The 15,404-nt window shown below is 54.1% G+C and carries 12 protein-coding genes; 11 read left to right on the top strand and 1 reads right to left on the bottom strand.

Annotation, left to right across the window (positions count from 1 at the left end):
- The first annotated feature begins 20 nt into the window (after nucleotides 1–20).
- The 4 genes from SFA31_RS12750 (at nucleotide 21) to SFA31_RS12765 (ending at nucleotide 3,444) form a co-directional block, all read left to right on the top strand.
- Entirely contained in the window at nucleotides 21–1,265 is a 1,245-nt protein-coding gene (locus tag SFA31_RS12750) for a winged helix-turn-helix domain-containing protein (RefSeq protein ID WP_322838316.1), read from the top strand.
- 34 nt (nucleotides 1,266–1,299) lie between these two features.
- Complete coding sequence (gene ycaR, locus SFA31_RS12755) at nucleotides 1,300–1,482, top strand: protein YcaR (protein WP_322838317.1); 183 nt, start codon at nucleotides 1,300–1,302, stop codon at nucleotides 1,480–1,482.
- Nucleotides 1,479–2,234, top strand: a complete 756-nt coding sequence (gene kdsB / locus SFA31_RS12760) for a 3-deoxy-manno-octulosonate cytidylyltransferase (protein ID WP_322838318.1) — start codon at nucleotides 1,479–1,481, stop codon at nucleotides 2,232–2,234. Before ycaR ends, kdsB begins: the two co-directional genes overlap by 4 nt.
- A 316-nt stretch (nucleotides 2,235–2,550) precedes the next feature.
- A complete protein-coding gene (locus SFA31_RS12765) occupies nucleotides 2,551–3,444 on the top strand; it encodes a YcbJ family phosphotransferase (RefSeq protein WP_322838319.1) in 894 nt (297 codons plus the stop codon).
- Here SFA31_RS12765 and elyC read toward each other — a convergent pair.
- Nucleotides 3,424–4,200, bottom strand: coding sequence for an envelope biogenesis factor ElyC (gene elyC, locus SFA31_RS12770; protein ID WP_322838320.1), 777 nt, complete (start codon nucleotides 4,198–4,200; stop codon nucleotides 3,424–3,426). The genes SFA31_RS12765 and elyC overlap by 21 nt on opposite strands.
- A 138-nt stretch (nucleotides 4,201–4,338) precedes the next feature.
- On the opposite strand from elyC, the gene cmoM reads away from it, so the two are divergent.
- The 7 genes from cmoM (at nucleotide 4,339) to SFA31_RS12805 (ending at nucleotide 15,368) form a co-directional block, all read left to right on the top strand.
- Nucleotides 4,339–5,124: a tRNA uridine 5-oxyacetic acid(34) methyltransferase CmoM gene (gene cmoM, locus SFA31_RS12775; RefSeq protein WP_322838321.1), complete on the top strand. Its 786-nt coding sequence runs from the start codon at nucleotides 4,339–4,341 to the stop codon at nucleotides 5,122–5,124.
- The gene (gene mukF, locus SFA31_RS12780) at nucleotides 5,121–6,443 is read left to right on the top strand and encodes a chromosome partition protein MukF (RefSeq protein WP_322838322.1); all 1,323 of its coding nucleotides are present in this window, start codon (nucleotides 5,121–5,123) and stop codon (nucleotides 6,441–6,443) included. The genes cmoM and mukF overlap by 4 nt, the downstream gene beginning before the upstream one ends.
- Nucleotides 6,424–7,140 (top strand): chromosome partition protein MukE, encoded by a 717-nt coding sequence (gene mukE / locus SFA31_RS12785; protein ID WP_322838323.1) that lies wholly within the window; start codon nucleotides 6,424–6,426, stop codon nucleotides 7,138–7,140. The genes mukF and mukE overlap by 20 nt, the downstream gene beginning before the upstream one ends.
- Nucleotides 7,133–11,602: a chromosome partition protein MukB gene (gene mukB, locus SFA31_RS12790; protein WP_322838324.1), complete on the top strand. Its 4,470-nt coding sequence runs from the start codon at nucleotides 7,133–7,135 to the stop codon at nucleotides 11,600–11,602. The genes mukE and mukB overlap by 8 nt, the downstream gene beginning before the upstream one ends.
- A gap of 459 nt (nucleotides 11,603–12,061) precedes the next feature.
- Nucleotides 12,062–13,837, top strand: a complete 1,776-nt coding sequence (gene ldtD, locus SFA31_RS12795; protein ID WP_322838325.1) for a L,D-transpeptidase — start codon at nucleotides 12,062–12,064, stop codon at nucleotides 13,835–13,837.
- 295 nt (nucleotides 13,838–14,132) lie between these two features.
- The gene (locus SFA31_RS12800; RefSeq protein ID WP_322838326.1) at nucleotides 14,133–14,681 is read left to right on the top strand and encodes a YcbK family protein; all 549 of its coding nucleotides are present in this window, start codon (nucleotides 14,133–14,135) and stop codon (nucleotides 14,679–14,681) included.
- 39 nt (nucleotides 14,682–14,720) lie between these two features.
- Entirely contained in the window at nucleotides 14,721–15,368 is a 648-nt protein-coding gene (locus SFA31_RS12805; protein WP_322838327.1) for an MBL fold metallo-hydrolase, read from the top strand.
- Nucleotides 15,369–15,404: the final 36 nt, after the last annotated feature.

The raw sequence follows: 15,404 nt of genomic DNA on the forward strand, positions 1-15,404 counted from the left end.
GTATCAATAAGGAGTTTGTGGTGGCAGAAACTCTATCTCTTTCTCTGCGGGCCGCACGCCATTTGCATTTAGCGGCTCTTGGCCTGCTACGTAAACCCCGGCGTCGCGCCTCTCCGGCAGATATTGCCGCGACCGTTGCGTCCATATCCCTGCTTCAGATAGATACTATTCATGTGGTGGCCCGCAGCCCTTATTTGGTGCTGTTTAGCCGCTTAGGCGCATTTCCCCAGCGGTGGCTGGATGAAGCGCTGGCACGCGGCGAACTTATCGAGTATTGGGCGCATGAGGCCTGTTTTTTGCCTCGTACCGATTTTGCATTAGTCCGCCACCGCATGCAGGCGCCTGAAAAAATGGGCTGGAAATACAGCGCTGAATGGATGGATGAGCACCGCCAGCAAATTGCTGAACTCCTGAACGTTATTGAATATAAAGGGCCGGTACGCGCCGCAGATCTTAGCACGCCGCGCGGTGTAGCCGGCGGCTGGTGGCAGTGGAAACCGCATAAGCGTCATCTTGAGGGGCTGTTTACTGCCGGTAAACTCATGGTGACGGCGCGGCATAACTTTCAGCGCATTTATGATCTCACTGAGCGCGTGATGCCAGAATGGTGTGATACGCGAGACGCGTTGCCGAAAGAGCAGGCTGAACTGGCTATGCTGTCAAACAGTGCACGCTGCCTGGGGATTTTTCGCGCTGAATGGCTGGCGGACTACTACCGTTTACGGCACGTTACCATCGGGCCGCAGTTAGATGCATGGCAGCATGAAGGCGTTATCACGCCGGTTGAAGTTGAACGATTGGGGCGAATGTGGCTGCATCATTCTCTACTTCCTTTACTGCCGGCAGCTCAAAAAAACCAACTACGCGCAACGCACACAGCGGTATTATCCCCTTTTGATCCCTTAGTATGGGATCGCAGACGCGTCGAGGCTTTCTTCGATTTCCGCTACCGGCTGGAATGCTACACGCCGGCCGCCAAACGGCAGTTTGGCTACTTTGCGCTGCCGCTGCTGCACTGCGGCGCTCTGATAGGGCGCATGGATGCCAAAATGCACCGCAAAACGGGTGAACTTGAAATTATTGACCTGTGGCTGGAAGAGGGCGTTAAGCCAGGCCTCCGAATGCTAAACGGCCTGGCGCAGGCGTTAAATGCGTTTGCGCGTTGGCAGGGGGCCAGCCGCATTCGAATCAACAGGTTACCGCATCAACTGGCGGCGAAATGGGGGAAAGGGTGGGAAATTCCCAATTCCTCTGTGCTATGCTGACGCTCTTTTTTAGCTGGCCTGTCAGGAGGCTTTTGTGGATCACCGCTTACTTGAAATTATTGCCTGCCCGGTATGTAATGGAAAACTTTGGTTTAACCAAAAAAGCCAGGAGCTAATTTGCAAACCAGATGCTCTCGCTTTCCCGCTGCGCGACGGTATTCCTGTACTTCTGGAAAGCGAGGCGCGCGCTCTTGATGCAGAAGAGATGAACTCATGAGCTTTGTTGTGATTATTCCGGCCCGCTATGCGTCGTCGCGGTTACCGGGTAAACCCCTAAAAGATATTCATGGCAGGCCGATGATTGTTCACGTGCTGGAGCGTGCCAGGGAAGCCGGCGCAGAGCGCGTCATTGTTGCCACGGATCACCCGGAGGTCGCTCGGGCTGTAGAAGCGGCCGGCGGGGAGGTCTGTATGACGCGCCCGGATCACGAATCTGGTACTGAGAGGCTGGCAGAGGTTGTAGAAAAATGCGGTTTTGCCGACGATACGCTGATTGTCAATATCCAGGGGGATGAACCCATGATCCCACCGACGATAGTCCGCCAGGTCGCCGCGAATCTGGAAACCAGCCAGGTCGGTATGGCCACGCTCGCCGTACCGATCCACGATGCCGAGGAGGCTTTTAATCCTAATGCAGTGAAAGTTGTGCGTGACGCGCAGGGGTTTGCGCTCTATTTCTCACGCGCCACGATCCCCTGGGACCGCGATCGCTTTGCGCTTAGTAAGGCTGAGATTGGCGATACCCTTTTGCGCCATATTGGTATTTACGGCTATCGCGCAGGGTTCATTCGCCGCTATGTGCGTTGGGCGCCCGGTCCGCTGGAACATATCGAAAAACTCGAGCAATTACGCGTGTTATGGTACGGGGAAAAAATTCATGTAGATGTGGCCGTAGAGGTTCCTGGCACCGGTGTCGATACGCCGGAAGATCTCGAACGCGTGCGCATGGCAATGGGCAGTAGCGCTTAATTTTTGCTGGTTTTTCCTTTCTGCTGCCTGGCTGTCTCTCCGTCAGGCAGCGATATTTGATTTCGCCCATTTTCGCGGGTAGTTGATTATGCCTGGGCGAGGCTTTTGAGCCGCGATAACGCACGGCCTGATATGGCGCCTAAATTTTGTCGGCCGGCAGGCTCTTTCCCTTACCTTCCTCAAACCGCTTATTTCACACAGACGGACTCGGGCAGTGGATTATAACTTAGCCTCTTTGCCGGGTACCATCGCGCATGACAACGAAGAAAGGGTAGCGCATTATAAAAGGCCTGGATTGTGTAAGAGAATCGTTATTATGGAACGTCTGCGTAAGGAGCTAAGTCATCTGTTGGGAGAAAACCTCAGCCGACTGGAATGCGTTAACGCCCATCCAGAAACGGCACTCTGGTCTCTCTATGACAAAAGCGGTCTCGCGCTTCCCCTGCTGGCAAAAACCTTTACCGCACCGGGCGTGGCGGCGCGTATCGCCTGGAAAATAGCGCTGCTGGCGCGCTATAGCACGGTTCGTATGCCGAATGTTTATGGCGTGATTACACATGAAGATAAAGACGGCGGCGATGTTCTGCTACTTGAGCGGCTACGCGGTGTTTCCACCGAGGCGCCGGCGCGTACGCCGGAACGCTGGGCGGCGCTCAATGATCAAATCGTGGAGGCCCTATTAACCTGGCATCAGGTTGGCAGTGACGGCTGTGTGGGAGATGTGGATAGTACACAGGAAAATAGTTGGCCGCACTGGTACCAGCAGCGAGTGGAAGTGATCTGGAGCACCATCAGTCGTCTGAAAAACAGTGAAATGAATATGGAGCGCCGGCGCGTACTATTTCGCTCCCGCGACAGACTGCACGCGCTGTTTCGCGGGTTCAGTAATGACTGTGTGCTGGTGCATGGCAATATTACGCTACGTAATATGCTGAAAGACACGCGCACCGATAAACTCACCGCTATTCTTAACCCCGGTGTGATGCTATGGGCGCCGCGAGAATATGAACTATTCCAATTGTGGGAAGCCGGTGCGCCAGCAAGTCTATTGAGCGCTTATTTAAAACGGGCGCCGGTGGATGATGCTTTTGTCGCCCGCCGCTGGCTTTACCTACTGTGGCATGAAGCCAGACGGCTGGTGATGACGGGCGCGATAAACGCGCCCGCGTTTGATGCTGCGGCGCGTGAATTATTGCCCTGGCTCGTATGAGATGCCCTTAAGCCATTGCCACAGGCGGCCCAGGCGTTCATAAACCGCGCGATCGCTGTGCATAAGCCATATCGGCGCCGGTATCACATATTCCCACGGCTGGAGCGCGGAAGTAATAGCCAACTGATTAGCCGGCGCGGGAATAGGATGCAGGCCTCTGGCGTGGAAAAATTGTACGGCGCGCGGTAAATGGGAGGCTGAGGTAATCAGAATGAAGGGCTGTTGCCCCAAAAGACCAGCAACGGCAGCGGCTTCTTCTTCCGTATCTTTGGGAGCATCGAGCGTAATGATTGCGCTGCGCGGCACGCCGAGGCTTTGCGCAACGCGGGCGCCAGCCTCAGCGGTGCTTACCGGATTAGACGGTGCTGCCGCGCCGGTAAAAATCATCCTTGCATCCGGCATTGCTCGCCACAGTCTCACTCCTTCCGCTACGTGTGGCAAGCTATTGCTCACCAGATTGGAACTGGGTGCCCAGGCGGGGTTCCACGTATAACCGCCGCCCAAAACCACAATATTATTAACCTGCGTTCCGCCCTGCCACGTGGGGTAGTGCGTTTCTATTGGATACAGTAAACGGTCAGCGACAGGCTGAAGACTCAATAACAGCAGTAATAACCAACTCACGGTTATCAGAATTCGCCCGCTGCGCTGCCAGCGAGTGCACCACAAAATGACAAGGCCGATACCGGTTAGCAACAGCAATAAAGGTAGCGGCATCATCAGGCCTCCGACGTATTTTTTTAAAGCGAACAGCATGACGTTCGGTTCCTTTTTTAACCATATAGCGGAGAAAGTGCTCTGATATTACATCATAAGGGTTCCTTCTACGCCCGGGTATGACAAAATAGCGCCTTTGCCAGATATCGTGCCTGGCCGCAAACGGAACTCAGGGCAATGAACGATCGTAATTTTGACGATATAGCGGATAAATTCGCGCGTAATATTTACGGCACCAGTAAAGGCCGTTTGCGACAGGCGATTGTCTGGCAGGATTTGGAGCGAGAGTTGGCCGCTTTGCCAGCGCGTCCGCTGAGAATACTCGATGCCGGTGGAGGCGAAGGGCAAATTGCCTGCCGCCTCGCAAAACAGGGGCACCACGTCACATTGTGCGATATTTCGGCTGAAATGGTGGAGCGCGCGCGCCTGGCGGCCGATAAAAACGGCGTTAGTGAACGTATGCATTTTGTACATTCTCCGCTACAGGCGCTCGGTGAGCATTTGGAAAGCCCGGTAGATCTGATATTGTTTCATGCCGTGCTGGAATGGGTAAGCGATCCGCGCGCGGCGCTTGCTTCGCTCTGGAACCATCTGGCGCCCGGCGGCGTGTTGTCGCTGATGTTCTACAATGCCAACGGGCTGCTGCTGCATAATATGGTGGCCGGGAATTTCGACTATGTCGAACAGGGCATGCCTAAACGTAAAAAACGGACGCTATCGCCCGATAATCCGCTACATCCAGAGCAGGTTTACCTTTGGCTGGAGCAAATTGGCGGGCGTATCACCGGTAAAACCGGCGTGCGCGTATTTCACGATTATTTACGCGAAAAGCAGCGCCAGCGGGATGACTATGACCAGCTCTTAGCGCTGGAAACGCGTTACTGCCGTCAGGAACCCTGGATAAGTCTTGGGCGTTATATTCATGTGACTGCGCATAAGCCGGAGAATCAGGATAAGTTATGAGCGATTTTTCCCAGACGGTGCCGGAACTGGTAGCCTGGGCCAGAAAAAATGATTTCTCGATCTCACTGCCGGGAGACAGGCTGGCGTTTTTACTGGCTATCGCCACTCTTAACGGCGAACGGCTGGACGGCGAGCTTAGCGAAGGCGAACTGGTCGATGCGTTTCGCCACGTTAGCGATGTCTACGAACAAAGTAGTGAAACTATCGCGATGCGCGCCAATAATGCGATTAATGATATGGTGCGCCAGCGCTTGCTAAATCGCTTTACTAGCGAAATTACGGAAGGCAACTCCATTTATCGCCTTACGCCGCTGGGTATGGGGATCACTGACTACTATATTCGCCAGCGGGAATTCTCAACGCTGCGCCTGTCAATGCAGCTTTCAGTGGTCGCCGGCGAACTTAAAAGCGCCGCCAGCGCGGCGGAAGAAGGGGGCGATGAATTACACTGGCATCGCAATGTTTTTGCGCCGTTAAAATACTCGGTTGCGGAAATTTTCGACAGTATCGATATTACGCAGCGCATCATGGATGAACAGCAACAGCAGGTTAAAGACGATATCGCTGAATTGCTGAATAAAGACTGGCGCGCCGCGATTTCTAGCTGTGAGGTGCTGTTGTCGGAAACTTCGGGTACGCTGCGAGAGTTGCAGGATACGCTGGAGGCGGCAGGCGATAAGCTGCAGGCAAATCTGCTACTGATTCAGGAAACGCTGCTTGGCAGGGACGATTTGCATTTTATCGATCGTCTGATTTTTGATTTACAGAGTAAACTCGATCGCATTATTAGCTGGGGACAGCAGGCTATCGACCTGTGGATCGGTTACGATCGCCACGTACATAAATTTATCCGTACCGCGATTGATATGGATAAAAACCGCGTCTTCGCTCAGCGCCTGCGCCAATCGGTGCAAAATTATTTTGATGCCCCGTGGGCTCTAACGCACGCCAGCGCCGATCGCCTGCTGGATATGCGCGATGAAGAAATGGCGCTGCGCGATGAAGAAGTTACCGGCGAACTGCCGGTAGAGCTTGAGTATGAAGAGTTTAATGCGATTCGCGAACAGCTTGCGGCCATCATTGAAATGTCATTACAGGACTATAAGGCACAGAACAAGCCGTTAGATTTAAGCATCGTGATGCGCGATTATCTGGTGGAATATCCCCGCGCGCGCCATTTTGACGTCGCGAGAATCATCGTTGACCAGGCGGTACGCCTGGGCGTGGCGCAGTCTGATTTCATTGGGTTACCCGCTCCGTGGCAGCCCATAAACGATTACGGAGCCAGAGTACAGGCGCATGTCATTGACCAATATTGAACACATCATGCCGGTAAAGCTGGCACAGGCGCTGGCGAACCCGCTTTTTCCGGCACTCGATAGTCAGCTTCGGGCGGGCCGCCATATTGGCCTGGACGAGCTGGATAACCATGCCTTTTTAATGGACTTCCAGGAGCAGCTGGAAGAGTTTTATGCGCGTTACAACGTCGAATTGATTCGCGCACCTGAAGGCTTTTTTTACCTGCGCCCGCGCTCTACGACATTAATTTCACGTTCGGTGCTGTCCGAGCTGGATATGATGGTCGGAAAAATCCTCTGTTATCTCTATCTCAGCCCGGAGCGCCTGGCGAACGAAGGTATTTTTACCCAGCAGGAGCTGTACGATGAACTGCTGGCGCTGGCGGACGAAAGCAAATTATTGAAACTGGTGAATAACCGTTCTACCGGCTCTGACCTTGACAGACAAAAGCTGCAGGAAAAAATGCGCTCTTCACTCAGCCGCTTGCGCCGGCTGGGCATGGTGTGGTTTACCGGTCATGACAGTAGTAAATTCAGAATCACTGAGTCGGTGTTCCGGTTTGGCGCAGATGTGCGCTCCGGTGATGATGCGCGTGAGGCGCAGCTGCGCATGATCCGCGATGGTGAAGCGATGCCGGTGGAAAGCCATTTGAAATTAAACGACGAAGACAGCGACGACGATACACACCAGGAACAGGGCGAGGACGATAATGATTGAACGCGGAAAATTTCGCTCACTGACGCTGGTTAACTGGAACGGTTTCTTCGCCAGAACGTTTGATCTGGATGAACTGGTGACCACGCTTTCCGGCGGAAACGGCGCCGGGAAATCAACGACCATGGCGGCGTTTGTTACGGCGCTGATCCCGGATTTAACCCTGCTGCACTTTCGTAACACGACTGAAGCTGGCGCAACCAGTGGGTCGCGCGATAAAGGGCTGCACGGTAAACTCAAAGCGGGCGTCTGTTACTCTGTACTCGACGTCGTAAACTCGCGGCACCAGCGCGTGCTGGTTGGCGTTCGGCTGCAGCAGGTGGCGGGGCGCGACCGTAAAGTCGATATCAAACCTTTCGCTATTCAGGGGCTGCCGACGGCGATACTGCCGACTCAGCTACTCACTGAAACACTAAACGAACGTCAGGCGCGTGTATTAACTCTGCAGGAATTGAAGGATAAAGCGGAGGCGATTGAGGGCGTTCAGTTCAAACAGTTTAACTCCATCACCGACTACCACTCTCTGATGTTCGATTTAGGCGTGGTGGCACGTCGTCTGCGCTCGGCATCGGATCGCAGCAAATACTATAAATTGATCGAAGCCTCGCTATACGGCGGGATTTCCAGCGCGATAACGCGTTCTCTGCGCGACTATTTGCTGCCGGAGAACGGCGGTGTGCGCAAAGCCTTCCAGGATATGGAAGCAGCGCTGCGGGAAAACCGCATGACGCTTGAGGCTATCAGAGTCACGCAATCAGATCGCGACCTGTTTAAGCATCTGATCTCCGAAGCGACGGACTATGTAGCCGCGGATTATATGCGTCACGCCAATGAGCGGCGCATCCATCTCGATGAGGCTATCGCGCTGCGCCGTGAGCTATTTACCGGCCGACAGCGCCTGGCTTCTGAGCAGTTTAAACACGTAGAGATGGCCCGCGAATTGTCTGAACACACCGGTGCAGAAAGCGATTTAGAAACGGATTATCAGGCGGCCAGCGATCATCTGAACCTGGTGCAGACGGCGCTGCGACAGCAGGAAAAAATCGAGCGCTATGAGGGCGACCTCGAAGAGCTGCAGATGCGTCTTGAAGAGCAGAGTGAAATCGTCGCCGAAGCCCAGGAGCGGCAGGAAGAAAATGAAGCGCGCGCCGAGGCAGCGGAGCTGGAAGTCGACGAGCTAAAGAGCCAGCTTGCCGACTATCAGCAGGCACTGGATGTGCAGCAGACGCGAGCTATTCAATACCAGCAGGCACTGCAGGCGCTTGAGCGCGCGCGGGAGCTTTGTCATCTGCCTGATTTAACGGCGGAAAGCGCGGAGCAGTGGCTGGATACTTTCCAGACCAAAGAGCGTGAGGCGACGGAAAATCTTCTGTCGCTGGAGCAGAAAATGAATGTCTCCCAGGCGGCGCATGCGCGTTTTGAGGAGGCATATCAACTCGTTGTGGCGATTAATGGCCCGCTGGCGCGCGGCGATGCCTGGAATACCGCTCGCGAATTACTGCGCGAGGCGAACGACAGGCGCCATAGCGCCCAGCAGCTTCAGGGGCTGCAGGCGCGACTAAACGAACTTGAACAGCGGCTGCGCGAACAGCAGGATGCGGAGCGGCTGCTCAGCGAGTTCTGTAAGCGGCAAGGGCGTGATTACCTGCCAGATGAACTTGACGCCTTGCACGGTGAGCTTGAAGCGCGCATTGCCGCGCTGCAGGACGATGTTGCGGCGGCGAGCGAACAGCGTCTGTCGCTGCGTCAGGAACTGGAGCAATTGCAGGCGTCGATTAAAACCCTCACCCAACGTGCGCCGGTCTGGCTTGCAGCCCAAAATAGCCTCAATCAGATTAGCGAGCAAAGCGGCGAAACATTCTCTTCGGGCGCTGAAGTGACCGGGTATTTGCAGCAGCTGCTGGAGCGCGAGCGTGAAGCGACGGTCGAGCGCGATGAGGTCGGTGCCCGCAAGCGCGCTGTAGATGAAGAAATTGAGCGGCTGAGCCAGCCCGGCGGCGCGGAGGACGGGCGCCTGAGCGCGCTGGCTGAACGTTTTGGCGGAGTGCTGCTATCTGAGATTTACGATGATGTCGGACTGGAAGATGCGCCTTACTACTCCGCGCTATACGGGCCTTCCCGCCATGCGATCGTGGTACCTGACCTTTCCCGGGTTCGCGATCTGCTGGAGGGGCTGGAGGATTGCCCGGAAGATCTTTATTTAATTGAAGGCGATCCCCAGTCGTTTGATGACAGTGTATTCAGCGCCGAAGAGTTGGAGAAAGCGGTGGTGGTGAAAGTCGCCGATCGCCAGTGGCGTTACTCGCGCTTCCCGGCGCTGCCGCTGTTTGGGCGCGCGGCGCGCGAAAGCCGGATTGAATCACTGCATGGCGAACGCGAAACGCTGGCGGAGCGCTATGCGACGCTCTCTTTCGACGTACAGAAAACCCAGCGTCTGCATCAGGCATTCAGCTGTTTTATCGGCCAACATTTGTCGGTCGCCTTTGAAGACGATCCGGAAGCGGCGATACGTCAGCTTAACGGGCGGCGTAGCGAGATTGAGCGCGCGCTAAATACGCACGAAAGCGATAATCAGCAGCAGCGCGCCCAGTATGAGCAGGCGAAAGAGGGCGTTTCACAGCTTAACCGCCTGCTTCCGCGGCTGGATTTGCTTACTGATGAAACGCTGGCCGATCGCTGTGACGAAGTGAGAGAGCGGCTCGATGAGGCGCAGGAAGATGCGCGCTTTATTCAGCAGCACGGCAATTCCCTGAGTAAACTGGAGCAAATCGCTGCGGTGCTGCAAAGCGATCCGGAACAGTTTGAGCAGCTTAAACAGGATTATGCCTGGGCGCAGCAGGCGCAGCGTGAAGCACGCCAGCAGGCCTTTGCGCTGACGGAAGTCGTACAGCGTCGCGCGCATTTCAGCTATACGGATTCGGCCGAAATGCTCAGCGGCAATAGCGATTTGAACGAAAAACTTCGTCGCCGGCTAGAGCAGGCCGAAACGGAGCGCTCCCACGCGCGCGATGCACTGCGGGGCCACGTGGCGCAGCTTAATCAGGGAAACCAGCTTCTGGCGTCGTTAAAAAGCTCTTTTGATACCAAACGCGAACTGCTGGCGGATTTGCATCGTGAGTTAAAAGATATCGGCGTTCGCGCCGATGTTGGCGCAGAGGAACGCGCCCGGATGCGGCGCGATGAGTTACATGCAATGCTCAGTAATAATCGCGCCCGACGTAATCAGCTTGAAAAACAGCTTACTTATTGCGAAGCGGAAATGGACAACCTGACCCGCTCACTGAAGCGCCTTGAGCGTGGATATTGTGAGAAACGCGAACTGGTAGTGGTATCGAAAGCGGGCTGGTGCGCTGTGATGCGCATGGTGAAAGAAAATGGCGTTGAGCGCCGTTTGCATCGCCGCGAACTGGCGTACCAGTCAGGAGACGATCTACGCTCAATGTCGGATAAAGCGCTGGGTGCGCTGCGTCTGGCGGTGGCTGATAACGAGCATCTGCGTGACGTACTGCGTTTATCGGAAGATCCCAAACGGCCGGAACGTAAAATCCAGTTTTTTGTCGCGGTGTACCAGCATCTGCGCGAGCGTATTCGTCAGGATATTATTCGTACCGATGACCCGGTAGAAGCTATCGAGCAGATGGAAATTGAACTTAATCGTTTAACGGAAGAGCTGACTGCGCGTGAGCAGAAGCTGGCTATCAGCTCGCGCAGCGTGGCGAATATTATTCGTAAAACCATTCAGCGTGAGCAGAACCGCATTCGGATGCTCAACCAGGGATTGCAAAGCGTTTCTTTCGGACAGGTAAAAAGCGTGCGGCTTAACGTTAATGTACGCGAAGCGCATGCGATGCTGCTGGAAGTGCTCTCTGAGGAGCATGAACAGCATCAGGATCTGTTTAACAGCCAGCGCCTGACTTTTTCAGAAGCCCTGGCGAAGCTCTATCAGCGCCTGAATCCGCAGATTGATATGGGAAATCGCACTCCACAGACTATCGGCGAAGAACTGCTGGATTATCGCAACTATCTGGAAATGGAGGTTGAGGTCAATCGCGGTTCAGACGGCTGGCTGCGGGCTGAAAGCGGCGCGCTTTCAACCGGTGAGGCGATCGGTACCGGGATGTCTATCCTGGTGATGGTTGTACAGTCGTGGGAAGATGAGTCGCATCGGCTGCGCGGAAAGGATATTTCGCCGTGTCGGCTGCTATTCCTTGATGAAGCGGCGCGCCTTGATGCACGCTCTATTAATACGCTGTTCGAACTGTGTGAGCGGCTTGAAATGCAGTTGGTTATCGCTGCGCCCGAAAATATCAGCCCCGAGAAAGGGACTACCTACAAGCTGGTGCGTAAAGTGCATAATAATCATGAACACGTGCACGTTGTGGGTTTACGCGGTTTTGCCGCGCCGCCGCTTCCCGGCAGCGTAACCAGCGGCGAAACCCAGGCCGCTGATGCGACCTTACCCTGATATACGTTCGGTGCACTGAGGGCGTAAGTTCTCTTGAAAAGTGCGCTGAGGCTAAGTATCGCCCCAGCGCACTTTTTATTCATCTGACGGATATCGCATCGGCAATAGCGGCGAGTCGCTGGCTCTGAGCACGAGCCGTGCGTAATCACATGGGTGCCCTCTGATGTGGCAGGTGAGTGCGCTAACCGCATTTAATACGATTTTCCGGTTTGAATTTTCTTTACACTTACACAGGCACGGATTTTTTCTCTTTTATATACTGGGAGTAAACGGTGTAACTATTAGCTATCGCTAATTTTAACGCCGTCTCTGGCGTAAATGAGCCTGGCGTACATGGACGTGCGTAAAAGCACAGCGCCGTGGCGAAGACTGTACCGGTCCCGTGAAGGGGGCGAATAAGGCCTTCATACCGCAGTCGCCCGTTGGCATATAGCAACTATAAATACCAGGAGGCAAGGGATGTTGCTTACGAAATTAAGATGTTTTCGACGCCGGGCGCTAGCCGCGAGCGTACTTTTAAGTCTCACGTTATCGGGGCTGACGTGGGCAGATGAACCCGCCGCTCTTGCCGCCGATGGCGCTTCTACCATATCGCCGCAGCCAGAAGGATTAGCGCAGCCAGAAGCGCCGTCGCCTGCTATGGCGGCGCTGTTTGGTATGCCGCCTGCCGAAGGCAATATGGGCGTCGCGCAGAGTCGTTCACAGCTACAAGCCTCGCTGCCTTCCGGATATACGCCGGTTTATATGAACGCGCTTTCTCTGCTCTATGGCGCGCGCAATATGCAGCCTATGTGGGAGGATCGCGATGCGGTGCGCGCATTTCAGCAGCAACTGGCGGAAGTGGCGATAGCGGGGTTTCAACCGCAATTTTCCCGATGGGTAGAGTTACTTACCGATCCGAATATTAACGGCATCGCGCGTGATATCGTGCTGTCTGATGCAATGATGGGTTATTTGCAGTACGTGGCAGCATTGCCGGTACACGGCAATAATTGGCTGTACAGCACCCGGCCCTACGCGCTTGTAATGCCCCCGCTGGCGGTGATTAATCAATGGCAGCTGGCGGTCGACCGCGGCAATGCGGCGGCGTTTATCGCAACGCTGGCACCGCAAAATCCCCAATATCAGACATTGCATCAGTCATTGCTTGAGCTGGCTGCAGATACGCGGCCATGGCCAATGCTGCGGGCAACGGCGACTTTGCGCCCCGGGCAGGTTAGCGCGGATGTACCTGCACTGCGTGAAATTCTTCAACGTACCGGCATGCTTGAAAAAGGGGATTCGATTGCTTTGCCCGGTGAAAGCGAGACTACATCCCCGGGGCGGCAGGTTTATAGCCGCAGGCTAGTGGAGGGGGTGAAGCGCTTTCAGGCGTGGCAGGGACTTGGCGCGGACGGTTCTATTGGCCCTTCCACGCGCCAGTGGCTTAATGTTACACCCCAGGAGCGTGCGGCACTGATCGCGCTAAATATACAGCGCTTACGGTTGCTGCCCGGTAATACGCAAACCGCTATTTTGGTAAATATTCCTGATTTTTCACTGGTCTATTACCTAAACGGTAATCAGGCGCTGGCATCGCGCGTGATTGTCGGGAGGCCCGACCGTAAAACGCCGATGATGAGCAGCGCCCTAAATAATGTCGTGCTCAATCCACCGTGGAATGTTCCACCGACGCTGGCGCGTAACGATATTTTACCGAAACTTCGCAATGATCCTGGCTATTTGGAGCGCCATAATTATCGCGTATTACGCGGCTGGAGCAGTAATGCCGATACGGTAAATCCATGGGGGGTTGATTGGGCAAGTATCAGCCCTACCAATATACCATTTCGTTTTCAGCAGGCGCCTGGACCGACTAACTCACTGGGGCGCTATAAATTTAATATGCCCAGTTCAGATGCTATTTATCTGCACGATACGCCAAATCATAATTTGTTTAATAAAAGTACCAGGGCGTTAAGCTCTGGTTGCGTCAGGGTAAATAAAGCTTCGGACTTAGCGAATATTTTATTGCAGGATGCCGGCTGGAATGATGCGCGTATTTCTTCGACGCTAAAAGAGGGGAATACGCGCTATGTGAATATACGCCAGCATATTCCCGTCAGCCTCTATTACCTGACTGCTTTTGTCGGTAAAGACGGACAGATACAGTATCGTACAGATATTTACAATTACGATCTCACTGCCCGCAGCGGCGTTAAAATATTGGCTAAAGCCGGGCAACTCATTCAGTAATGTAGTAATTCTAAATAATTAACGTCAACATGGTCGTCCAGAATGTACGTTGAATAATGTATTAACGTGCATTCTGGCCTACAGCCGTGCCTTGACGCATCCTTTTTTGGCGGTTAATGTTCGCACAGTGCGCCAGATGTGCATATTTATACCTTTGCCACTTGTTGAGTCGGTAAAACCGGCCAAAGAATGCTTTCGTTCAGTGATTTTTTATGAGCTACGCGCGCCATGAGCGCCGGGTATTCGCAGTGAGTGAAGGGAAGTTTGACTATTTTACCTTGCAGACCTGACTATCATGGATAAATTCGACGCTAACCGCCGTAAACTCTTGACGCTGGGGGGAATGGCCTTGGGCGCGGCTATGTTACCAACGCCGTCTTTCGCAATGCTCTCTACGCCACGCCCGCGTATCCTGACGCTTAATAATCTTCATACGGGCGAAATCATTAAGGCGGAGTTCTTTGATGGCAAGCGCTATATTAAAGATGAGCTAGCCCGCCTGAATTATTTCTTCCGCGATTTTCGCGCAAATAAAACCCGGAATATCGATCCCCGCCTGTTTGATCAGCTTTTTCGCCTGCAGGGCTTATTAGGCACCCGTAAACAAATTCAGTTGATTTCAGGCTATCGTTCGCCGGTAACAAATAGCCATCTTCGCTCCCAAAGTCGGGGTGTGGCGAAACATAGTTATCACACGAAAGGGCAGGCGATGGATTTTCATATTGAAGGGGTTGCGCTCACGCAGATACGCAAAGCCGCTCTGTCTATGCGCGCCGGTGGTGTAGGATATTACCCACGAAGTAACTTTGTGCATATTGATACTGGCCCTGTCAGGCACTGGTAATAGATAAATCAGTGGCCGTAGCCAGATTAAAGGAGCTCTATGAACTATCACATCATTCCGGTAACGGCCTTTGCCCAGAATTGTTCACTAATCTGGTGTAATGCAACCCGTCTTGCGGCGCTGGTTGACCCCGGTGGTGATGCTGAGCGAATTCAGCAGGTCGTGGCGGAAAAGCAGGTTACCGTTAATCAAATTTTATTGACGCACGGACATCTTGATCACGTTGGCGCTGCGGCAGAACTTGCGGCTCACTATGGCGTGCCTATTGTTGGCCCGCAAAAAGAAGATGCGTTCTGGCTTCAGGGGCTGCCACAGCAGAGCCAAATGTTTGGGCTGGCGCATTGTCCGCCATTGACGCCTGACCGCTGGCTGGACGAAGATGATAGGATCACTCTGGGTAATATTGTGCTGCGCGTTCTACACAGCCCAGGCCACACGCCCGGCCACGTCGTGTTTTTCCATGACGATTCCCGGCTGCTGTTTTCTGGCGATGTGATTTTCAAAGGCGGAGTGGGTCGTAGCGATTTTCCTCGCGGTGACCATCAGCAGCTTATTGAGTCCATTTGCAATAAGTTATTACCCCTTGGGGATGACGTAATTTTTATCCCAGGCCATGGGCCGAACTCAACGCTGGGCGATGAACGTCGGCACAACCCTTTTTTACAGGGGCTAACGTCGGCCGAATAATGCCCGGCTTGACGGCTAAAAAATATCGAGGCTACC

The sequence above is a fragment of the Erwinia sp. HR93 genome (genome assembly GCF_034555055.1).
Taxonomy (GTDB): domain Bacteria; phylum Pseudomonadota; class Gammaproteobacteria; order Enterobacterales; family Enterobacteriaceae; genus Apirhabdus; species Apirhabdus apintestini.

Bases quoted from the DNA above. Each gene is read 5' to 3' on its own strand.
- kdsB (WP_322838318.1), top strand. From the start codon at position 1,479: ATGAGCTTTGTTGTGATTATTCCGGCCCGCTATGCGTCGTCGCGGTTA.
- SFA31_RS12765 (WP_322838319.1), top strand. From the start codon at position 2,551: ATGGAACGTCTGCGTAAGGAGCTAAGTCATCTGTTGGGAGAAAACCTC.
- elyC (WP_322838320.1), bottom strand. From the start codon at position 4,200: ATGCTGTTCGCTTTAAAAAAATACGTCGGAGGCCTGATGATGCCGCTA.
- cmoM (WP_322838321.1), top strand. From the start codon at position 4,339: ATGAACGATCGTAATTTTGACGATATAGCGGATAAATTCGCGCGTAAT.
- mukF (WP_322838322.1), top strand. From the start codon at position 5,121: ATGAGCGATTTTTCCCAGACGGTGCCGGAACTGGTAGCCTGGGCCAGA.
- mukE (WP_322838323.1), top strand. From the start codon at position 6,424: ATGTCATTGACCAATATTGAACACATCATGCCGGTAAAGCTGGCACAG.
- mukB (WP_322838324.1), top strand. From the start codon at position 7,133: ATGATTGAACGCGGAAAATTTCGCTCACTGACGCTGGTTAACTGGAAC.
- ldtD (WP_322838325.1), top strand. From the start codon at position 12,062: ATGTTGCTTACGAAATTAAGATGTTTTCGACGCCGGGCGCTAGCCGCG.
- SFA31_RS12800 (WP_322838326.1), top strand. From the start codon at position 14,133: ATGGATAAATTCGACGCTAACCGCCGTAAACTCTTGACGCTGGGGGGA.
- SFA31_RS12805 (WP_322838327.1), top strand. From the start codon at position 14,721: ATGAACTATCACATCATTCCGGTAACGGCCTTTGCCCAGAATTGTTCA.